General features: G+C 57.1%; 19 protein-coding genes. 11 read left to right on the top strand and 8 right to left on the bottom strand.

Annotated elements, in window-relative coordinates; all coding sequences use genetic code 11:
* Nucleotides 1-319 precede the first annotated feature (319 nt).
* A complete protein-coding gene (gene ihfB / locus KGA82_RS19960; protein WP_115486009.1) occupies nucleotides 320-613 on the top strand; it encodes an integration host factor subunit beta in 294 nt (97 codons plus the stop codon).
* Nucleotides 614-637: 24 nt separating this feature from the next.
* Nucleotides 638-871, top strand: a complete 234-nt coding sequence (locus KGA82_RS19955; RefSeq protein WP_317851273.1) for a lipopolysaccharide assembly protein LapA domain-containing protein — start codon at nucleotides 638-640, stop codon at nucleotides 869-871.
* 108 nt (nucleotides 872-979) lie between these two features.
* On the opposite strand, the gene KGA82_RS19950 is transcribed toward KGA82_RS19955, so the two are convergent.
* From KGA82_RS19950 to KGA82_RS19925, 6 genes are read right to left on the bottom strand one after another with little or no spacing between them, the layout of a single operon-like run.
* A complete protein-coding gene (locus tag KGA82_RS19950; protein ID WP_223452037.1) occupies nucleotides 980-2,104 on the bottom strand; it encodes a glycosyltransferase family 4 protein in 1,125 nt (374 codons plus the stop codon).
* Complete coding sequence (locus KGA82_RS19945; RefSeq protein ID WP_223452035.1) at nucleotides 2,097-3,137, bottom strand: NAD-dependent epimerase/dehydratase family protein; 1,041 nt, start codon at nucleotides 3,135-3,137, stop codon at nucleotides 2,097-2,099. The genes KGA82_RS19950 and KGA82_RS19945 overlap by 8 nt, the downstream gene beginning before the upstream one ends.
* 11 nt (nucleotides 3,138-3,148) lie before the next feature.
* Nucleotides 3,149-4,432, bottom strand: a complete 1,284-nt coding sequence (locus KGA82_RS19940) for a nucleotide sugar dehydrogenase (protein WP_223452033.1) — start codon at nucleotides 4,430-4,432, stop codon at nucleotides 3,149-3,151.
* A 31-nt stretch (nucleotides 4,433-4,463) separates the two neighbouring features.
* The gene (asnB, locus tag KGA82_RS19935) at nucleotides 4,464-6,410 is read right to left on the bottom strand and encodes an asparagine synthase (glutamine-hydrolyzing) (RefSeq protein WP_223452028.1); all 1,947 of its coding nucleotides are present in this window, start codon (nucleotides 6,408-6,410) and stop codon (nucleotides 4,464-4,466) included.
* Between the two features lie 18 nt (nucleotides 6,411-6,428).
* A complete protein-coding gene (locus tag KGA82_RS19930) occupies nucleotides 6,429-7,652 on the bottom strand; it encodes an O-antigen ligase family protein (protein WP_223452023.1) in 1,224 nt (407 codons plus the stop codon).
* Nucleotides 7,652-9,148, bottom strand: a complete 1,497-nt coding sequence (locus tag KGA82_RS19925; protein WP_223452018.1) for a lipopolysaccharide biosynthesis protein — start codon at nucleotides 9,146-9,148, stop codon at nucleotides 7,652-7,654. Before KGA82_RS19925 ends, KGA82_RS19930 begins: the two co-directional genes overlap by 1 nt.
* A gap of 558 nt (nucleotides 9,149-9,706) precedes the next feature.
* Between KGA82_RS19925 and KGA82_RS19920 the strand changes: the two genes are divergently transcribed.
* From KGA82_RS19920 to fabF, 7 genes are all read left to right on the top strand, one after another.
* Nucleotides 9,707-10,303: a sugar transferase gene (locus KGA82_RS19920; protein WP_223452016.1), complete on the top strand. Its 597-nt coding sequence runs from the start codon at nucleotides 9,707-9,709 to the stop codon at nucleotides 10,301-10,303.
* Nucleotides 10,300-10,926 (top strand): acetyltransferase, encoded by a 627-nt coding sequence (locus KGA82_RS19915; protein ID WP_223452014.1) that lies wholly within the window; start codon nucleotides 10,300-10,302, stop codon nucleotides 10,924-10,926. The genes KGA82_RS19920 and KGA82_RS19915 overlap by 4 nt, the downstream gene beginning before the upstream one ends.
* 92 nt (nucleotides 10,927-11,018) lie before the next feature.
* Nucleotides 11,019-12,197: a DegT/DnrJ/EryC1/StrS family aminotransferase gene (locus KGA82_RS19910; RefSeq protein ID WP_223452013.1), complete on the top strand. Its 1,179-nt coding sequence runs from the start codon at nucleotides 11,019-11,021 to the stop codon at nucleotides 12,195-12,197.
* 196 nt (nucleotides 12,198-12,393) lie between these two features.
* Nucleotides 12,394-14,388, top strand: a complete 1,995-nt coding sequence (locus tag KGA82_RS19905; RefSeq protein WP_223452039.1) for a polysaccharide biosynthesis protein — start codon at nucleotides 12,394-12,396, stop codon at nucleotides 14,386-14,388.
* Between the two features lie 112 nt (nucleotides 14,389-14,500).
* Nucleotides 14,501-14,836 carry a ComEA family DNA-binding protein gene (locus KGA82_RS19900; protein ID WP_223452011.1) on the top strand — a complete coding sequence of 112 codons (336 nt, stop codon included), beginning with the start codon at nucleotides 14,501-14,503 and terminating at the stop codon, nucleotides 14,834-14,836.
* A 204-nt stretch (nucleotides 14,837-15,040) separates the two neighbouring features.
* The gene (locus tag KGA82_RS19895; protein ID WP_223452009.1) at nucleotides 15,041-15,835 is read left to right on the top strand and encodes an SDR family NAD(P)-dependent oxidoreductase; all 795 of its coding nucleotides are present in this window, start codon (nucleotides 15,041-15,043) and stop codon (nucleotides 15,833-15,835) included.
* A gap of 32 nt (nucleotides 15,836-15,867) precedes the next feature.
* Nucleotides 15,868-17,142: a beta-ketoacyl-ACP synthase II gene (gene fabF / locus KGA82_RS19890; RefSeq protein WP_223452007.1), complete on the top strand. Its 1,275-nt coding sequence runs from the start codon at nucleotides 15,868-15,870 to the stop codon at nucleotides 17,140-17,142.
* On the opposite strand, the gene KGA82_RS19885 is transcribed toward fabF, so the two are convergent.
* Nucleotides 17,139-17,696, bottom strand: a complete 558-nt coding sequence (locus KGA82_RS19885; protein WP_008042176.1) for a TetR/AcrR family transcriptional regulator — start codon at nucleotides 17,694-17,696, stop codon at nucleotides 17,139-17,141. The genes fabF and KGA82_RS19885 overlap by 4 nt on opposite strands.
* A 176-nt stretch (nucleotides 17,697-17,872) precedes the next feature.
* On the opposite strand from KGA82_RS19885, the gene KGA82_RS19880 reads away from it, so the two are divergent.
* Together KGA82_RS19880 and KGA82_RS19875 are read left to right on the top strand one after the other, a co-directional pair.
* Nucleotides 17,873-18,526 carry a GntR family transcriptional regulator gene (locus KGA82_RS19880; protein WP_223452005.1) on the top strand — a complete coding sequence of 218 codons (654 nt, stop codon included), beginning with the start codon at nucleotides 17,873-17,875 and terminating at the stop codon, nucleotides 18,524-18,526.
* A gap of 15 nt (nucleotides 18,527-18,541) precedes the next feature.
* A complete protein-coding gene (locus KGA82_RS19875) occupies nucleotides 18,542-19,393 on the top strand; it encodes an urea carboxylase-associated family protein (RefSeq protein WP_008031773.1) in 852 nt (283 codons plus the stop codon).
* Between the two features lie 122 nt (nucleotides 19,394-19,515).
* On the opposite strand, the gene KGA82_RS19870 is transcribed toward KGA82_RS19875, so the two are convergent.
* Nucleotides 19,516-19,683 carry a DUF2897 family protein gene (locus KGA82_RS19870; protein WP_008031772.1) on the bottom strand — a complete coding sequence of 56 codons (168 nt, stop codon included), beginning with the start codon at nucleotides 19,681-19,683 and terminating at the stop codon, nucleotides 19,516-19,518.
* Nucleotides 19,684-19,770 lie beyond the last annotated feature (87 nt).

Below are 19,770 nucleotides of genomic sequence, written 5' to 3'. Positions count from 1 at the left end.
GGGTTGGGGTCGGGGTGGGAGAGGTGTTACAAGCGCGCTGCCAAGGAGTGCAAGGGCACTGGCTACAAGGTGGTCACGAGATCCGATGACGCCAAAGATGAAGATGAGTTTCCCTTTGGCTTCAACCCGGCAGGTTATGTGACACGAACCATGCTGGTTATCTGCAGATGAGCAGGTCGGGCTTGATCAGGCTTCTGTTCTGAAATCGGCATCCCGTTGCTGGCGAAGATATGTCAAAGCTCGGGCTGTTCAAATTCCTTCGGGCATGCTAAAACCTTTGAAGCGCTTTTCCTAGCTGCTTGAAAAAGAAGGGAAAAATATGACGAAGTCGGAGTTGATCGAACGAATTGTCACCCATCAAGGGCTGCTCTCATCAAAGGATGTGGAGCTGGCTATCAAGACCATGCTTGAACAAATGTCCCAATGTCTGGCCACCGGTGATCGCATCGAGATCCGTGGATTTGGCAGCTTCTCCCTGCACTACCGCGCACCGCGCGTAGGCCGCAATCCGAAAACCGGTCAGTCCGTCAGCCTTGACGGCAAATTCGTTCCTCATTTCAAGCCGGGGAAAGAGTTGCGGGATCGGGTGAATGAGGATGAGGAGCCGATTTAACCAGGCGGGATTAGGAGAAGTTTTGTGCGCGGAGTAAAGAAGTTGTCTTCGCTTCTGATCATATTGGTGGCATTAGCAGCGACGCTGCTCTTTTCATTGGAGAATCAGCAGCCGGTTTCCCTGGTTTTTGTGGGTTGGTCTGCACCGCCATGGCCCGTGTCAATTTACATTTTAGGCGCATTGCTGCTGGGGTTATTGGTGGGGCCGCTTTTGGGGGTTATCTTCTATCGGCGAAATAGCCGCCGGCTTGGAAAGTAGATGGGTTGGCTCTGAGGCCTGTGAGTGCCTGACTGGCTGAACGAGGCAGCATTCGCAGGGAGATGGCCCGGCGCTGGGTGTTGGCAGCGCGCCGGACCCGGCCAGTACTTAGCCGCGTAACGCCATTGCATCGATCATCGCTGCATTTACTCGATGTACGTCATACTTGTGCTCCGCAAGTTCGCGACTTGTGCGACCCATTTGCTCGCGCAGCTCGCTTGAGCCTGCCAGGCGCCCCATGGCAGTTGCCAGGTCCGCCGAGTCTCGCGGTGTAACCAGAAAGCCGTTCACCCCGTCCTGAACCGTTTCACGGCATCCTGGTGCGTCTGTGGTAACGATGGCTCGCCCGCAGGACATTGCTTCGAGCACCGAGCGAGGTGTCCCTTCGCGGTATGAGGGCAGTACGAATACGCTGCAAGCGGCGAGGTACGGTTTCACATCGCTGACGGCACCGTGATACTGGATAACGCCCTCTTTTTCCCAGCCTGCAACGATATCTGCTTGAATCCCCGAGGGGTTGGAATCCAGTGGTCCGACCAGATGGAAAGTGGCTTGCGGGTAGGTGGATTTCAGCGAACGAGCAGCATCCACATATTCAACCACCCCCTTGTCGCGCAGCACCCGGCCCACGAACAAAAAGCTCGGTTGAGGGGGGAGAGGGGCGACCGGGAAACTGTCGGTATCGACCCCCGAGCCATTGATGATCCAGGTTGGGAGGCTTGCATTGAAAAGACCCTGGTCCTTGAAGAGCTGTCGATCATCCGGGTTCTGGAAGAACAGGCCGTTGGCGAAGTGCAATCCGAACCGGTACAAGCCTGATGCGATGCGCTTGACGAGATTACGACTGAAGCTGGCCTCGGCGTCAGTGAATGCGTAGCCCAGGCCGGTAATCAGCGCGTAACGCCGCTTTACGCCCGCCAGGCGAGCGGCGGGCAAGCCATAGACCACCGGCTTTATCGTATAGGCGAGCACCACGTCGGGCTTGATTTTGCGCAGGCACTGGCTGAGCTGCAGCAGGTAGCGCAGATCGGCGAATGGATTCAATCCTGCGCGTGACATCGGCACGACGTGATATGCAATCCCTTTTTCAGCGAGCCGCGTGCGCACAGATTCATCATCTTCAGGTGCAATGGCGGCGACTTCATGTCCATTCGCTCGCATTGCATCCAGAAGATCCCCGCGAAACCGGATCAACGATTCAGCGAGCCCGGCGATGACGACAATTTTAGACATGCTTGCCTACATGGGTTGTGTAATAGGTTGCAGAGTCCTGCAGCCCGGCTGCAATGCGATGCGTCGGTGCATAGCCGAGCAACGATTCGACCTTGCTGATATCCGCCTGGGAATGACGCACATCGGCGGCCCGGAAATCACGGTATACCGGGTTCACATCCTTTAGCTCGGGCTTGACGGCACACGCAAGTTCACGGATGTGGGAGAACAGCTCATTCAGCGTGGTGCGGTCACCCACGGCCACGTTGTATACCTGATTCACCGCATCGGCTTCTTGCGTTGTAGCTGCCAGCAAATTGGCCTGGACAGTGTTGGCAATGAAGCAAAAATCACGGCTGGTTTCACCATCGCCGTTGATATAGATGGGTTCGTCGCGCAGCAGGGCACCAAACCACTTTGGAATCACGGCGGCGTACGCGCCATCCGGATCCTGCCTTGGGCCGAATACGTTGAAGTAACGCAGCCCTATGGTCTGCAATCCATAGCAGCGTGCAAACACGTCCGCGTACAGCTCGTTGACGTACTTGGTGACGGCATAGGGTGACAGCGGCCGACCGATACGATCCTCTACCTTGGGCAAACCAGGGTGGTCGCCATAGGTGGAGCTTGATGCCGCATAAACGAAGCGTTTGACACCGGCATCGCGGCTGGCGACCAGCATGTTCAGGAAGCCATCGATGTTTGTGGTGTTGGTTCGGATCGGGTCTTCCAGCGAGCGGGGTACGCTGCCCAGGGCTGCCTGATGAAGAACGTAGTCGACACCGTCTTCCATGGCGCGCTGGCAGTCTTCCAGTTTGCGGATATCACCTTGTACAAACTTGAACTGTGCCCAGGCGGTATCTGCAACAGCCTGCTGTACCAGATCAAGGTTGCGCTGATGGCCGGTTTCGAAGTTGTCGAGTCCGATCACGCGCTGATTTAGCTGGAGCAGCGTCTCGAGCAAGTTCGAGCCGATGAAGCCGGCGACACCGGTGACGAGCCAGGTGCGCGGTGACGCCGCCAGCTCTTGGCGCAGAGTTTCGTAAGCGTTCATGCCATTCTCCATCAGAGGCGCCAGAAGCGCGCTCCAGCACTTTCCAGGGCGGGACCGTCGCAAACACCTTTGACATCGATGACGACGGGAGCATTGTGCATAAGCTTCAGGTATTCGTCGGTGGTCCAGCGCGCATAGGCATCATGTGCCACGGCTACCACGACTGCAGCAGCAGGCTGGAGTTCGTCGAGCTTGCGCAGCGAGACGCCATATTCGTGCAGGGCTTCTGCCGAATCGGCCTCTGGGTCGAACACTTGTACCTTGACGTCGAATTCTTCGAGCTCGCGAATGATATCGATGACGCGAGAGTTGCGCAGGTCAGGGCAGTTCTCTTTGAAGGTCAGGCCAAGCACGGTGACGACGGCGCCAGCGATAGGGTGACCGGCGTGGATCATCTGCTTGATCGTTTGCTGGGCAATAAATGCGCCCATGCTGTCGTTGATGCGACGGCCGGCGAGAATGACCTGAGGGATGTAGCCGAGCTTTTCGGCCTTGTGCGTCAGGTAATAAGGGTCTACGCCAATGCAGTGTCCGCCTACCAGTCCCGGCTTGAACTTCAGGAAGTTCCACTTGGTCCCGGCAGCTTCAAGAACGTCGAGCGTGTCGATGCCCATGCGGTCGAAGATCAGCGCCAGTTCGTTCATCAGGGCGATGTTCAGGTCGCGCTGGGTGTTTTCGATCACCTTGGCGGCTTCGGCTACTTTGATCGACGCGGCTTTGTAAACGCCGGCAGTGACGACGGAGCTGTACACGTCGGCGACAATGTCAAGGGTAGTGGCGTCTTGCCCGGATACGACCTTTTTGATTTTGGTAAACGTGTGTTCCTTGTCGCCCGGGTTGATGCGTTCGGGGCTGTAGCCCACGGTGAAGTCGGTACCGCATTTCAGGCCGGATACGCGCTCCAGGATCGGAACGCAGATGTCTTCGGTTACACCCGGATAAACAGTCGACTCATAAACGACGATATCGCCCTGCTTGAGCGCTTTACCTACGGTTTCAGAAGCCTTCACCACCGGCGTCAGGTCCGGTTGGTGAGCGTCGTCGATCGGCGTGGGAACAGCGACGATATGGAAATCGGCCTTTGCAAGGACATCTGTCTTGCTGGTGAATTCGATTTGCGTCTGGCCCAGTTCATCGCTGGTGACTTCGTTGGTACGGTCCTGTCCCGCGCGCAGTTCCTGCAGACGGCTTTCGTTGATGTCAAAGCCGATTACCGGTCCGTGTTTACCGAACGCTACAGCCACCGGCAGGCCAACATAACCCAGCCCGACCACTGATATCTTTCTCAGATACATGGGTTTTCCTCTAATAAATGGAATCTTTTAATCAGTTGACTCGTTTGCGATCGAGCCATGCCTGGAACATCAGCACAGGCCAAAGCTGTTGCTGGTAATTTCCCTGCCCCCGAAGGTGTCTTTCCCACACGGCTCTGATCGGCCCGGGTACGAAATAACCTTCGCTCGCCAGTCGTTGTGGGTCCAGCAATGACTCGGCCCAGTCGCGCAAAGGGCCGCGGAGCCAATCGTGTAGCGGGATACCGAAGCCCATTTTTGGGCGTTCGATGAGTTCTCGTGGTACGTAACGATAAAGTAGCTGGCGCAGAATCCACTTGGTGCTGCCATCGCGGATTTTGAGCGACATCGGCAATGTCGATGCAAACTCGACGATCCTGTGATCCAGGAACGGAACGCGAGTTTCGAGGCTGACGGCCATTGCCGCTCGATCTACTTTGGCCAGGATATCGTCGGGCAGGTAGGTCAGTGTGTCCTGACGCATCATCCAGGAGACGAAATCGCTGTCCCCGACAGATGCAAGGCCAGGAAGGGGGTCAGCGCCGATGACGATATCGGTTGCATTTGGCCATTGTGATACTACCCGATCATACATTTGGTCGGGAGTGGCATGTCGCATGACGCTGGCGAGTTTGTGGAGCTTGTCGCCAGGCAGCGCGACGCGCAAGCCTGCGGGGGTAATCGGGTTCAATCCTGCGGCGATGGAATCCCAGCGAGCTGGCGAGGCGGATTCAATCATGCGGGCAGCGAGCCTGCGTGCCGGTCCCGGTACGCGACTGAGCTTGCGCCATACGTTGGGCAGGTGCTGATAGCGATTGTATCCGCCGAACAGCTCATCGCCTGCGTCGCCGGACAGGCTCACCGTGACATGGCTACGGGCCAGTTGAGAAACAAGAAAGGTTGGTATTTGCGATGAATCGGCAAAGGGTTCGCCGTAGATGTCAGGCAACTTCGGCACCACGTTCAAGGCATCCGTACCTGACACATAGAGTTCGGTGTGGTCGGTGCCGAGGTGTCGGGCAACGGCTTTGGCGTGTTCGGCCTCGTTGTAGCCCGGATTGTCGAAACCGATGGTGTAGGTCTTGACCTGTTGGGGCGATAGCGACTGCATCAAGCTGACGATGAGTGATGAGTCGATGCCGCCGGACAGGAACGCGCCGAGAGGTACATCCGCTACCATTTGGTCGCGGATCGTTGTGCTCATCAGTTCGTGAAGCTGATCGATGGCTTCTTCGTCGGAAAGCGACGGGTTGTGTTCGGGTTGCGCGGCGGGCAGTTCCCAGTACGTCTGAGGCGTTCCTGTCGTGCCACTCTCGAGTTTGGCCTGGTCGAGCTCAAGCCACGTACCTGGCGGCAATTTGTGAATGCCCTGATAAATGGAATGGGGTGACGGCACATACGCGTACTTCAGGAGCAGGGCCAGGCTGTCGCGTGAAATTTCCGCGTCAAAGTTCGGGTGTGCTTCCAGTGCCTGCAGCTCCGATGCGAAGAACAGCGCGCCTTTGCTCAGGCCGTAATAGAGTGGCTTTTCTCCGATCCGGTCGCGCGCAAGCGTGAGGGTTTCGCGGGTGCGGTCCCATACTGCCAACGCGAACATGCCGACCAGCTTGCGCAGGGTTTCCTGAATACCCCACTGTTCGAAAGCCGCCAGCATCACCTCGGTATCCGAATGGCCACGCCATGGCAGCGGGCTCGGATGAGTCGCGTCGAGCGCCTGGCGCAATGCCTGGAAGTTGTAGATTTCACCGTTGAACACAATGACGTAACGGCCTGTCGGCGATGCCATTGGCTGGTGTCCGGCCGAGCTCAGGTCGACGATCGCCAGTCGGCGGTGGCCAAGAAAAAGGCCCGCGCCATTGTCCCAGGCGCCCGCATCATCGGGCCCCCGGCGAAGAATGGCGTTGGTCATGCGGGTGAGGGCGGATGGCCCGTCGTACCTGCCTTGGCTGTTAGGGTGCCAGAACCCAGCAATACCGCACATGGAACAATCTCGTTGTAATCAAAGGGGTTGAGGCTTTTCGCGCACAGTAGTGAAACTGCCATTCTTGACCGCTAGCGCACAAATGATCATGTAGAGACTGAATACTGGCTGGCGGAGCGTGAAGTGCGCCCCTGAGAAAACCATTAGAACGACAAGTACAGCCAGCGAATAAGGGTCCCGCGCTCGATAGGCGTTGAAAAGAAGCCACAGGTACAAGGCCCCCATCAGCAACACTCCGGCGATGCCGGTCTGGGTCAGAATGTCGAAGCCCAGGTTGTGCGCCTCCTGCTTGACTTCCGGATCGTCAAAATAAGAGAACGCGCCCGGACCATGCCCGATAATAGGGGACTTCATCCACGCTTCTGCGGCATGGGCCCACAGGATTTTGCGGGCACCGCCCTTGTTCTCGTCGAAGCCGACACCGAGCACGGAATCCGACTTTCCGATGAGCATTTGCCGTCCGGGGGCATCGATCACGAGCTTGAATGAACCAAACGCAACCAGGAAAGCGAACAGCATCGTCGCGAATATCTTCCAGTTGGCCTGTTTCACCCAACGCAGCGCGACGATTGTAAGGAGTGGCAGGCTAATGGCCCAGGCGAGTAGCAGTGCATCGCTGCGCACGCTCAATCCAACAGTGAACAGCATCCAGAAGAACAGGAAGTTGCGTAGCCAGCGTAGTCCCTGCCAGTTTGACTCGCGGCAAGCGGCCATCGCCCAGATCGGGATCGGCAGCAGGAACAGGGCGAGCTGATTGGGGTTTGTGGACCAGGCAGAAAGGCGTGAAGGGAACAGCGTATTCATCCCTATCCATTCCGCCAACCGGGGAGAATTGGTCATCAGGCAGAGAAACGGAATCACCAGCAATGCAAGCGGAATGACGGTCAGGGCCTTGATGAAGCTATTGAACTCTTCCTGTGTCGCTTTCTCGAGGCAGGCCAGCGCCATCAGAGAGAAGCATGCCGTGTACACATATGCCATCGCTGTGTGGACAGAGCTGCCTCCTTTGACAGGGCTGATCAGTGCTGCAACCGCCGCAATCACCATGAAACCTACCCAGAAAAGCATGATGGGATGCGTCAGGTAGCGCAGTGCCTGCTTGTAGCGCAAGGCCCACAGAAACAAAAACATGACGGCAAGTTCGCCGATTCCGAGTGGTAGTTTGCCGAAGCGCAGGGCCGTCGCAACGGAGGCGAAAACCACCAGGGCGGCACCGATCGAGATGAAGTTTACCTTGCGCATTATTCCTGCCTTAGGTCACGCAAACGCTTCGCCAGAAAGGCGAGGCTGCTCATGAAAACAGCAAGCAGGAGCAGTGAAACAAGTGCGCCTTCCATGCCATGAATTGAAGTTGTGATGAAAACCCCGATGCCTGCCCCGAGCCAAGGCAGTAGCCCAATGACTGATTTTCGGAGCGAGGAGGACAAGAGTATACCGTTACGGATGTCGACAATGACGACGGCCAGCAATTGAGAAACGAACCATGCCCATCCGATTTCTCGGGTTGCGTATCCGTAAAATGCGAAAAGCGTGGCGGCACCGGCGGCAAGCGAAAGTAGATTGATCAGAAGTGCAGCGCCTGCATCCTTCTGCGCTTGCAGAAACTCATACCCGAGGCGGACATGCCCGGACATGCAGATACCGGCAAGCAGTCCGGCGACAAAGGGAGCGGCATCCTGAAGTGCCGGAAGCCATTGAGCCAGTAACGGATAGAGGGCGAGGCCCGCGACCGTGAGCGTGCCGTAAATCAGTGCACTGCCCAGGTTCAGGTAGGGCATTGTGTCTCGAAGCCACGCTTTCTTGTCCGGGGCAGCCAGCCATTCGCAAATTTTTGGATAGACCAGCACCGGGTAGAGGGTCGCAACGAACCAGATTTTGTTCAGCACGTCGTAAACGGATCGGTACTTGCCCAGTGTCTCGGCGCCATAGGCATGGCTGACATAGATGGATATGAATTCGGTTGCGAGCACTTGCAGGAGCGCGACGCCGATGATGGGTGCCGCGTGCCGGTAGAGAGTGGTCACCAATGGCCATGCAACCGGGGTGCGCAGTTCTGCTTCCTGCTTGCGCCAGAACAGCCACAAAATCAGGTAATCGGGGATTTTCCTGAGTACGATGGCGGCAAGCACCCACTCGATCTGCTGTGTCGCGGCGGCAACAATTGCCACGGCAAGGAAACGGCTTAGCTGGATGCACAATTGGTATTGCGCGTAGGCAAAGTGCCGCGCCCGCAGCACGTTCAACATCTGGAAATACTGCCCCGGCAAGGCCAGAACGTATTCGACTACCGCGGCGGCGCCGATCCAGTACGCCAGGTTCAGCTGGTCGGTACGCAGTGGGAAAAGGACTGAGACGCCCTTGGCAATCAGGGGGGTAGCCAGTAACAGCACAATACCCGCCGCGACGTAAGCTGCGCGGGTGGAGCTGACGAGCTGAGCGCGCTGCGTTTCCCCGGCCGAGTAAATAGCGCTTACCGCAGACTTGGATAATGCCGAATCCAGGAACAGCAGAGTGCTGGAGAGAATGATATAGACGGAATAGAAGCCATAGCCTTGAAAACCGATGTAGTGAACAAGGATCGGAATAATCAGAATATTCAATAGAAAATTCAGACCATTGGTTGAATACAATGCAAGGGATTTCTTTAGCCAGCTATTCAACTCCACCTCCCTATGCCGAATACGTAGTTTTCTCAACGTTCCGGTTTCCATCAGGGAATGGTCTGGATCGAAAAGCATGTTGTGATCTGTGGAACATCGGAAACAGTTTCCTGACAGTCCTTCCATCCATGTGTGTGCTGGCTGAACGCCGTGCAGGACTCCAAGGACATGGAGGGCGCGAACATGAAGGATGCGAGCATGGTTGCAAGCAGTCAGGCACCATAGGCTGGAAGGTAGGGAATGATACTGGATAGAGCAGTTCTGGCAAGTAGCATGAGTGCATACCGCACTTGCACAAACAGCATGAATATTGGGCGGTGCTATTCATTGCTTGACGGTTGAAATTATGGTTGTCAAAATTTTTCGCTTTTTTGATGCCGACATTTCCGGGTATCGGGCTGAGCGATGGCGCTGGAGATGGTATAACGACACCAGCAATTGGTTTCAGTCGTGCTTGTGCCGATGACGTCGAAGTTGAGAGTACCCGGGTCGATTTTTATTTCCTGTCAGGACACCTGCAAGCGGGTTCCGTTTTCGATGATTATGTTTGCGTCCAGGGTGCCCGGGAACATCTGAGTCGCAGGTTACAGCGGCATTGAATACACGCGCTCATCCAATCAATACTCAGGTCAACACATGTTTAAGCGGTTCATCGATATCAGTGCTTCATTGTGCGCCCTCATACTCCTGGCTCCCGTGATGGCTATCGTCGCCTGGAAAATCCGCAAGAAACTCGGGTCACCGGTTCTCTTCAGGCAGGTTCGTCCTGGTCGGGACGGAAAACCTTTCGAGATGGTGAAATTCCGCACGATGCGTGATGCCGTGGATGCCGATGGCAATCCTCTGGCGGATTCGGAGCGAATGACCCCTTTCGGCAGTTTCCTTCGTGCCAGCAGCCTGGATGAGTTGCCGGAGTTGTGGAATGTCCTTAAAGGGGACATGAGCCTGGTCGGGCCGCGACCGTTGCTGATGGAGTACCTGCCTCTTTATAGCCAGCAACAGAGTCGCCGTCATGAGGCTCGTCCAGGTGTGACCGGATGGGCGCAGGTCAATGGCCGCAACGCGTTGGGTTGGGATGAAAAATTTGAACTGGACGTCTGGTATGTCGACAACCAGTCTTTTTGGCTCGACCTCAAGATCATCTTCATGACGATCAAGAAGGTGGTCGTCAAAGAAGGTATCAGTGCGGACGGTGAAGTCACCATGTCCAAGTTCACCGGTAATAAACGATGAAAAGACTGGCGGTTCTCGGGGCTAGCGGGCATGGCAAAGTTGTCGCCGATACCGCGCAATGCTGCGGCTGGGATCAGGTGGACTTTTTCGATGACGCATGGCCCGGACTCACCAGTAATGGCAATTGGCTGGTAATGGGTGATTCGGCGACGATGTACGCTCGACTCCAAAACTATCAGGGTGTCATTGTTGCAATCGGCGATAATGTTGTGCGACAGGCGAAGCTGAGGGCGCTGATCGATGCGGCCGCGCCTGTCGTGTCATTGATTCATCCGGCGGCGGTCATCAGTCAATACGCGTCTCTTGGGGCCGGTTCCGTCGCTTTTGCCGGAGCGGTGGTCAATGCCGACGCGAAGATAGGGTGCGGTGCGATCCTCAATACCGGTTCCAGTGTCGATCATGATTGCGTGTTGGGAGACTCTGTCCATGTCAGCCCGGGTGCTCGATTGGCCGGCGCCGTGAGCGTAGGGGAGCGGAGCTGGATCGGAATAGGTGCCTGTGTGAGGCAATTGATCAGGATTGGCAGTGACGTTGTGGTCGGGGCAGGCGCGGCAGTGGTCAGCGATGTGGCTGATGGTGTAGCGGTTGCCGGTGTACCTGCCAAAGTCATTTCAACGATTTGAGCAGGATCGCCTTCACGCTGGAGGCATGAGTCGAGTTTTAAGTAAATAATTGATTTTCCAAATTTCATCTTGAAATTAATAGGATGTGGGCTGTGTTGAATTCTCCTTTTTCTCCTTGGCCTTCTTTTTCCGAAGAAGAAGCCAACGCAGTACGTGACGTCATTCTTTCCAACAAAGTCAATTACTGGACCGGTCAGGAGTGCCGTGAATTCGAGAAAGAGTTCGCTGCCTGGAGCGGAACTGAATATGCCATTGCCCTGGCTAACGGCACCGTCGCCCTGGACCTCGCGTTCCAGGCGCTGGGTATCGGTGCCGGGGATGAGGTCATTGTGACCTCCCGAACGTTTCTCGCATCGGTATCCAGCATCGTCAATGCCGGTGCGGTACCTGTGTTTGCCGATGTCGACGCGGATTCGCAGAACATCACGGCGCAGACCATTGCCGCTGTATTGACGCCTCGCACCCGTGCGATTGTCTGCGTGCATCTGGCGGGTTGGTCCTGCGACATGGATCCGATCATGGCGCTGGCCGAGGAGCATGATCTCAGGGTGATCGAAGACTGCGCCCAGGCCCATGGCGCGAAGTACAAAGGACGTCCGGTCGGCTCGATCGGTCATATTGGCGCATGGTCGTTCTGTCAGGACAAAATCATGACCACCGGCGGTGAAGGCGGGATGGTCACCACCAATGATCGCAACTTGTGGCTGGACATGTGGGCCTACAAGGATCACGGCAAGAGCTGGGAAGCTGTCTACGAGCGAGAGCACGCGCCCGGTTTCCGTTGGGTACACGAAAGTTTTGGTACCAACTGGCGGATGCTCGAAACCCAAGGCGTATTGGGGCGTATTCAACTGCGCCTGATGGATCAATGGCAGGAAGCACGCCTGTCCAATGCTCGTAGAATATGGGCCGCCGCTGATGAGTTGGCTGGTTTGCGAGTACCGGCCATCCCGGAGGATTACGTGCATGCGGCGTATAAGTGTTATGTATTCGTCGAGCCTGAGGCCTTGAAAGCCGGTTGGACCCGTGACCGCATTCTCAATGAGATCGTTGCGCGCGGCGTTCCCTGCTTTTCTGGTTCGTGCTCTGAGGTCTATCTGGAAAAGGCATTCGACAATACGCAATGGCGTCCGCAGGAGCGTCTGCCGGTTGCCAGACAGCTGGGTGAGACAAGTTTGATGTTCATGGTGCATCCGACGCTGAAATCCGCGGAAATTGACAAGACCTGTCAGGTTTTGTCCGACGTCATGCGAGAAGCGGTCGCCGGTTGAACGTCGATGCGCTTTTGACTGTGCGGGGCTCGTCTGCAATCCCGAGCCCTGTTTGATGCAGCGCATCGCCGTTCAACATGGCTCTGGCTGCAAGCTTACTTAATCCACCGCAACTGCACGCCTTTTGATTTTGGAATGGACGGTCTTCAGGTCGCTATTCGGTTCAAGAACAGTCCAGGTTTTACAAGAGGGAGTTATGGAAAAGGCACGAGCATTCTTGCTAGGGCTATCGCGTAGGAAAAAGCGGTTGATTCAGGTCTTCTGCGACGTTCTGCTGGTCTGGCTTGCACTATGGATGGCATTTATCGTGCGCCTTGGCATTGATGACCTGATCAATCCCCTGGAAGAGCATCGCTGGCTGTTTATCAGTGCTCCGATTGTGGCAATTCCCTTATTCATCCGTTTTGGTATGTATCGTGCTGTCATGCGTTATTTCGGCAGCGATGCGCTGATCGCGATCATCAAGGCTGTCAGTCTTTCTTCGCTGTTGCTCGCACTCGTCGTCTATTGGTACAGCAACCATGAGGCGGTCGTTCCTCGTTCGATCATTTTCAACTATTGGTGGCTGAGCCTGGTGTTGATCGGCGGCTTGCGTTTGGCAATGCGCCAGTACTTTTTGGGCGACTGGTTTACAGCGGCTCAACATGTCCCCTTCACCAGTCGCGATGACGGTTTGCCCAAAGTCGCGATCTACGGCGCGGGGTCTGCCGGCAACCAGCTCGCGGTAGCGTTGCGGATGGGGCGTCTGATGCGCCCGGTTGCGTTCATCGACGATGACCGAAGCATTGCCCACAGGGCTATTTCCGGGCTGCAGGTTTACACCCCAAAACATATCCAGCAACTGATTGACGAGACAGGTGCGCAGGAGATCTTGCTGGCGGTGCCCTCGGCGACCCGTGCCCGGCGTCGTGAGATATTGAATTTTCTGGAAGCCTTTCCACTGCACGTGCGCAGCGTTCCCGGCTTCATGGACCTGGCCAGCGGGCGGGTCAAGGTCGACGATATTCAGGAAGTGGATATTGCTGATTTGCTGGGCCGCGATACGGTGCCTGCACAGGAAGACCTGTTCTCCCGTTGTATCGAGGATCAATGCGTTCTGGTTACGGGGGCGGGCGGTTCAATCGGATCGGAGCTTTGCCGCCAGATACTGGGCGCTCATCCGAAAACACTGCTGTTGTTCGAACACAGTGAGTTCAATCTCTACAGCATCATGTCCGAGTTGGAGCAGCGGATCAGTCGTGAATCGCTGTCGGTCAAGTTACTGCCGATATTGGGCTCGGTACGTCATGAGGCAAAGCTTCTTGATGTCATGAAAACCTGGCACGTCGATACGGTCTACCACGCGGCGGCCTATAAACACGTGCCGATGGTCGAGCACAACATTGCCGAAGGCGTTCTGAACAACGTCATCGGTACGCTCAACACCGCGCAGGCAGCGTTGCAAGCCGGGGTTTCCAACTTCGTCCTGATTTCCACCGACAAGGCCGTTCGTCCGACCAACGTCATGGGCAGCACCAAGCGCTTGGCCGAAATGACGCTGCAAGCGCTCAGTCGCGAAGCCGCGCCGGTCCTGTTTGGTGATGTCAGCAATGTATCTCAGGTCAACAAGACCCGATTTACCATGGTGCGTTTCGGCAACGTGCTGGGCTCATCAGGCTCGGTCATTCCGCTGTTTCACAAACAGATCAAGTCAGGTGGCCCGTTGACGGTCACGCACCCCAAAATCACCCGCTACTTCATGACCATTCCTGAAGCCGCGCAATTGGTCATTCAGGCCGGCTCAATGGGGCAGGGGGGTGACGTATTCGTACTGGATATGGGCGAGCCGGTGAAAATTGTCGAGCTGGCCGAGAAAATGATTCACCTGTCGGGTTTGAGCATTCGCTCGGATCGCAACCCGCATGGTGATATCGCGATCGAGTTCAGTGGTTTGCGTCCGGGCGAGAAATTGTATGAGGAGTTGCTGATCGGCGATAACGTCGTGGCGACGTCGCATCCGATGATCATGAGCGCCGATGAAGACCATCTGCCATGGGATGTTCTCAAGACGAGGTTGAACGAACTGTTGTCCGCTGTCGAACGGGATGATTACACGCGCGTGCGTCAACTCCTGCGCGACACCGTCAGCGGCTACGCGCCCGATGGCGAGATCGTCGACTGGATCTATCAGCAGCGTCGCCTTGAGCCCTGATTGTTTCACATCCTGTAACTGACACATTTTTGACAGGCTCCAGACATCGCCTAAGTTTGGAAGGCAGCTTCGGAAAAGCTGCTTTCCCAATTGATGTCATGGAGCTTCATTTATGCGTACTGGCTACTTCTACTCTCTGATTTTTGCCCTCCTGAGCACTGCCTCTGTCGCCGCCATTGCCGCCCCCGCGGCCAAGTCGGAGGCGGGCACTGCACCTCTGGTCATGGAGGTCGCTCCCAAGGTTCAGTCCGAAAAGGTTGATTTGAATCGGGCCGACGCGTCGACGCTGCAACGGGAGTTGTCCGGCATCGGGGAAGCCAAGGCCAAGGCGATTGTTACCTATCGTGAGAGTAATGGGCCGTTTGCATCGGTGGACGAGCTGCTCGAAGTGAAGGGAATCGGCAAAGCCATTCTGGATAAGAACCGCGAAAAGCTTGAGGTGAACTAAGCTTGTAATTCAGCGCCATGGGCCGGTCATTGACCGGCCTTTTTGCATTCTGGCGTACGTGGTGATTTAGCGCCTTCCGTCGGTAGATGAAAAATTACGGCTATCATATTGTGATTAAATTATGCCTATAATAAATTCGTCATCCAGCTTGGCGCTCTGAAGCGCAGGCGCTTTTCTTTTCCTTACGCATTCCAGGAGCACGTCATGAATTCTGTCCAGACCCAAGGTACGGCTCTTGTCACCGGTGCTTCATCCGGGATTGGTGCCATTTACGCTGAGCGCTTGGCAGCGCGCGGTTTTGATTTGTTGCTGGTTGCACGTGACGAACAGCGTCTTCAGGCCGCGGCGAGCAAGCTGCGCGCAGAGCATGGTGTTCAGGTCGAAGTGCTGAAAGCGGATCTCACGCAAAAGGATGATGTGCTGAAACTTGAGCAACGCCTTCGCAGCGATTCGAGTATCAGTCTGCTGCTGAATAACGCGGGTGTCGCGGCAGATGGCTTGCTGGCCAACGCCGATCTGGACCAACTGGAACGTTTGATTCAATTGAACGTAACGACGGTCACGCGCCTGGCTTCGGCGGCGGCCGCCAGTTTTGCCAAAGCCGGCCGGGGTACGATCATCAACATCGCCTCGGTGGTGGCGTTGTTCCCCGAGCGCTTCAACGCCACTTACAGCGCCAGCAAGGCTTATGTGTTGAGCCTGACCCAGTCGTTGAATGCCGAGCTGGATGGCACCGGGGTCAAAGTGCAAGCGGTGTTGCCAGGCGTGACGCGCACCGAAATCTGGGAGCGTTCCGGTATCGACGCAAGCCAGATCCCGGCGGACATGGTCATGGAAGTGGGCGAGATGGTCGATGCATCGTTGTCGGGGCTGGACCAGGGAGAACTGATCACCATTCCTTCGTTGCCGGATGCTTCCGACTGGGATGCATTTGTCGCGGCGCGTCTGGTGATGGCGCCGAATCTTTCCAAAAGCAAGGCCGCTTCGCGTTACAAGTGAGGCACCCTCCATTGGCTTGAGGTAGTTGCGGTATGAGTGAACGTCGAGTGGTTGTAACGGGCATGGGTTTGGTGACTCCGCTGGGTAGCGGGGTCGAAGCCGTCTGGGAGCGTCTGTTGGCCGGACGTTCGGGATTGCGCAACCTGCCGGACGAAGTCGTGGCTGATCTGCCGGCCAAGGTCGGAGGCGCAGTGCCGACGCTGGCCGAAGATGCCGAGGCGGGTTTTGACCCGGATCGTGCGACGCCACCCAAAGAGCAGAAGAAGATGGACCGCTTCATTGTGTTTGCCATGGAAGCGGCGCGTCAGGCGCTTGAGCAAGCCGGTTGGCAGGCACAGGACGCCAATGCCCAGGAGCGTACGGCGACCATTATCGGTTCGGGGGTCGGTGGTTTCGGCGCGATTGCCGATGCGGTACGCACCACCGACAGTCGTGGCCCGCGGCGTTTGTCGCCTTTCACCATTCCCTCGTTTCTGGTCAATCTGGCTGCGGGCCATGTGTCGATCCAGCACGGATTCAAAGGCCCCCTGGGTGCTCCGGTAACGGCGTGCGCGGCCGGGGTTCAGGCGATTGGCGATGCGGCGCGGCTGATCCGTTGCGGCGAGGCGGACATTGCGGTGTGTGGCGGTGCGGAGGCGTCGATCGATCGTGTCAGTCTCGCCGGGTTCGCTGCGGCTCGCGCATTGTCCAGTGGTTACAACGAAACGCCGGAGCGGGCTTCGCGTCCGTTCGACCGTGACCGCGATGGTTTTGTCATGGGTGAGGGCGCAGGCCTTCTGGTGATCGAATCCCTGGAGCATGCACTGGCCCGTGGCGCGCAACCGCTGGCGGAACTGGTCGGTTACGGCACCAGCGCCGACGCCTATCACCTGACCGCCGGCCCCGAAGATGGCAGTGGTGCGCGACGGGCGATGTCGCTGGCGCTGGCTCAGGCGGGCATCGCTGCGGCACAGGTTCAGCACCTCAATGCTCACGCAACCTCGACGCCGGTTGGGGATCTGGGCGAGTTGGCAGCGATCAAATCGTTGTTCGGCACGGATAACAAGATTGCGGTCACGTCGACCAAGTCGGCCACCGGGCATTTGCTCGGCGCGGCGGGCGGGATCGAAGCGATCTTCACGCTGTTGGCGATCCGTGATCAGATCGTGCCGGCCACCCTCAACCTGGATAACCCGGATCCGGCGGCGCAAGGTGTGGACATCGTCCATGGTCAGGCGCGACCGATGGCCATCGAGTATGCGCTGTCCAACGGTTTCGGCTTTGGTGGGGTCAATGCCAGCGTGCTCTTCAAGCGCTGGCAGGGTTAATCCCGGGGCTTTTTGAGAAAATCGCGCGTGACGTCGAGAATCCGCTGGGCCAGATCGGCGCTCTCGACACTGCGCGACAACAGCAGCGCCCCGACCATTGCGGACATGATGAAGATGCTCTGGTCGGCGGCATCATCACCTTCAAGGGTGCCTTGTATTTGTTCGAGCCGTGCGTTGAGCACCACATCGGAGGTCGGACTTGGCTGTCCGCGCAGGCCGAGTTCCGATGACATGGTCGGCAACGGGCACCCTTCATGGGGCGAAGTCTGGTGCCATTCGGACAAGTACGCGTCAATGAACGCCTCGAGTGGGCGTTCCTGAGCGAACAGTTCGGCGCAGATGACTTCCACCTCGGCGCCTGCAGCCTGCAGGGCCTTTTCTACCAGCTCATCCTTGGACTTGAAATGCGAATAGAAGCCGCCGTGAGTCAAGCCCAGCGCTTTCATCAGAGGCTGCAAGCCGGTCGCGCCAATACCGTCGCGGCGAAATCGCGCTGAAGCTTCCTTGATGATGCGTTTGTGGGTCTGAGCTTTATGGTCCTGCGAGTAACGCATCTGGTATCTCCGCAACAATGCGCCATCTTAACCAATGGAAATGGGATGGTGACTGTACTTCTATTTCTAAAAAGCATGCAGATGCGTAGAACTCCTTCATGAGGTCTTGAACGAACTGGCACGGATAGTGATTACCCGTTAGCTGACGATTGTTGAACAATCATAAGGCGATAAGTATGAACAGCGGACTGTCCCTGGCCGACCACATCACCCTGGAGTTACGCGCCGACATCATTGGCGGTCGTTTGCTGCCCGGCATGGCGCTGGTGGAAAACGATCTGGTGTCAGCCTACAACGCTTCCCGCAACACCATCCGCGAAGCCTTGCATCGATTGGGGCAGGAAGGACTGACCCGTTATGTGCGCAACAAAGGCGTGATGGTGCGTCGCTTGGGCGTCGACGATGTGCGGGATCTGTTCAAGGTCCGCCGCACGCTGGAGTTGCAGGCCATCAGTGCCAGTCAGCCGCTGCGCGATTATCAGTCCGACCGGATGCTCGAAGCCCTGGAAGCCACCGAACTGGCCCGGGAGCGCGAGGACTGGCGCGCAGTGGGCACGCACAGCCTGGCGTTTCATCAACACATCGTCGGGTTGCTGCGCAGCCCGTTGTTCGATGAGTTCTTCACCAATGTCGTCGCGCAACTGCGCCTGGTGTTTTGCACCGCGCCCGATGAATCACGGTTTCAGGCGCCCTGGCTGGCGCGTGACCGGCAGATTCACGAGCTGCTGGCCGAAGGCGACAAACGCGCCGCCGAGGACGCCATGAGCCGTTATCTCGACGATTCCGAGCACCTTCTGTTGCAAATGCTTGCCCCTTCTTCCCATCACTGATCGAGGATTCGTGCCATGTACAAAGACTATCCAGCGGCCTACCAAGTCAGCAAAGGTTCGGCCTTGCAGGTGGACAAAGCCTTCTATGAAAAGATCCGGGATACGAAGGAGGGGCGCACGCTGATCGAGCAGTTCGAAGTGCCGATCCGCACCGGCCGCGCCTGGCATGTCCCGGCTGGGCACGTGTTTCGCGTGACCACGCCGGTCGGCCCGCAAGTCGGGGATTTCAACGTCTGGAATGCCAACGATCCGCGTGAACGCTTGTGGGCTTCGCGCACGCGGCAGTTGCAGGGGGCGCATGTCAGCACTCACGACCGGCTCTGGTCGAACCTGCCATTCTTGCGGCCACTGGTGACCATCACCGATGACAGCCTGGCCGACTACGGCATTGACGAACATGGCGGGCGCCTGCACGACTTGCTCGGCACCCGCTGCGATCCCTATGTGAACAAAATGCTCACCGGCGAAGACTTCCACCATCACTGCCACTCCAACCTGACCCGCGCAGTGTTGCCCCATGGCCTGACCGAGTTCGACGTGCATGACGTGCTGAACATTTTTCAGTGCACCGGCCTCAATCACGACGACATGTACTTCATGAAAGCCTGTCCGGCGCAGAAGGGCGACTACCTGGAATTCTTTGCCGAGATTGATCTGTTGTGTGCGCTGTCGACCTGCCCGGGGGGCGATCTGTCGCTGGCCATGTGGGGGCCGGACGCGCAGGACCCGCTGAGCGTGTGTCGCCCGCTTGGGGTGGAGATCTACAAACTGGAGGATTCACTGCTCGAAGGCTGGAGCCAGCCGGAGCGTGCGGCGTACAAAGGGCTGCATGGCTTGCACATCGCCAAGGCCGATTGGGAAAAATAACCGTCACCTGTAGGAGCGAGCCTGCTCGCGATGGACGTTAACGATAACGCGTTTATTCTGAATAAACGCGTTGTTCTCAGGTGCATCGCGAGCAGGCTCGCTCCTACAGGGATCAGGTTTTTTCAGCGGTCCTGCGCATCCTTGGCATCCGCTTGCGCGTTGCGTTCAGCGACGCGTTTGCGTTGCTCATCGGTCAGTTCGACCTTGTGGGCGGTGTCGCGCAACAACATCAAACCACCCACGATCGAGCCGATTGCAACGATCAGAATCAACCAGGCATACCAGGGCATAGGGCTCTCCTTGAGGGCAGGCCGATTGGCGGGTTTCGCCAATCGATCGTGCATACCACTTTGAGCGATTCAATTTCGCAGTGGTTC

The organism is Pseudomonas sp. BF-RE-22 (assembly GCF_019956155.1).
In the GTDB taxonomy this organism is placed as follows: Bacteria; Pseudomonadota; Gammaproteobacteria; order Pseudomonadales; family Pseudomonadaceae; genus Aquipseudomonas; species Aquipseudomonas migulae.
Note: the sequence above shows the minus strand (reverse complement) of the source record. Positions and strands in the feature narration are given on the sequence as shown.

Excerpts from the sequence above, each read along its gene's own strand:
- ihfB (WP_115486009.1), top strand. The coding sequence starts at position 320 with ATGACGAAGTCGGAGTTGATCGAACGAATTGTCACCCATCAAGGGCTG.
- KGA82_RS19950 (WP_223452037.1), bottom strand. The coding sequence starts at position 2,104 with ATGTCTAAAATTGTCGTCATCGCCGGGCTCGCTGAATCGTTGATCCGG.
- KGA82_RS19945 (WP_223452035.1), bottom strand. The coding sequence starts at position 3,137 with ATGAACGCTTACGAAACTCTGCGCCAAGAGCTGGCGGCGTCACCGCGC.
- KGA82_RS19940 (WP_223452033.1), bottom strand. The coding sequence starts at position 4,432 with ATGTATCTGAGAAAGATATCAGTGGTCGGGCTGGGTTATGTTGGCCTG.
- asnB (WP_223452028.1), bottom strand. The coding sequence starts at position 6,410 with ATGTGCGGTATTGCTGGGTTCTGGCACCCTAACAGCCAAGGCAGGTAC.
- KGA82_RS19930 (WP_223452023.1), bottom strand. The coding sequence starts at position 7,652 with ATGCGCAAGGTAAACTTCATCTCGATCGGTGCCGCCCTGGTGGTTTTC.
- KGA82_RS19925 (WP_223452018.1), bottom strand. The coding sequence starts at position 9,148 with ATGCTTTTCGATCCAGACCATTCCCTGATGGAAACCGGAACGTTGAGA.
- KGA82_RS19920 (WP_223452016.1), top strand. The coding sequence starts at position 9,707 with ATGTTTAAGCGGTTCATCGATATCAGTGCTTCATTGTGCGCCCTCATA.
- KGA82_RS19915 (WP_223452014.1), top strand. The coding sequence starts at position 10,300 with ATGAAAAGACTGGCGGTTCTCGGGGCTAGCGGGCATGGCAAAGTTGTC.
- KGA82_RS19905 (WP_223452039.1), top strand. The coding sequence starts at position 12,394 with ATGGAAAAGGCACGAGCATTCTTGCTAGGGCTATCGCGTAGGAAAAAG.
- KGA82_RS19900 (WP_223452011.1), top strand. The coding sequence starts at position 14,501 with ATGCGTACTGGCTACTTCTACTCTCTGATTTTTGCCCTCCTGAGCACT.
- KGA82_RS19895 (WP_223452009.1), top strand. The coding sequence starts at position 15,041 with ATGAATTCTGTCCAGACCCAAGGTACGGCTCTTGTCACCGGTGCTTCA.
- fabF (WP_223452007.1), top strand. The coding sequence starts at position 15,868 with ATGAGTGAACGTCGAGTGGTTGTAACGGGCATGGGTTTGGTGACTCCG.
- KGA82_RS19885 (WP_008042176.1), bottom strand. The coding sequence starts at position 17,696 with ATGCGTTACTCGCAGGACCATAAAGCTCAGACCCACAAACGCATCATC.
- KGA82_RS19880 (WP_223452005.1), top strand. The coding sequence starts at position 17,873 with ATGAACAGCGGACTGTCCCTGGCCGACCACATCACCCTGGAGTTACGC.
- KGA82_RS19875 (WP_008031773.1), top strand. The coding sequence starts at position 18,542 with ATGTACAAAGACTATCCAGCGGCCTACCAAGTCAGCAAAGGTTCGGCC.
- KGA82_RS19870 (WP_008031772.1), bottom strand. The coding sequence starts at position 19,683 with ATGCCCTGGTATGCCTGGTTGATTCTGATCGTTGCAATCGGCTCGATC.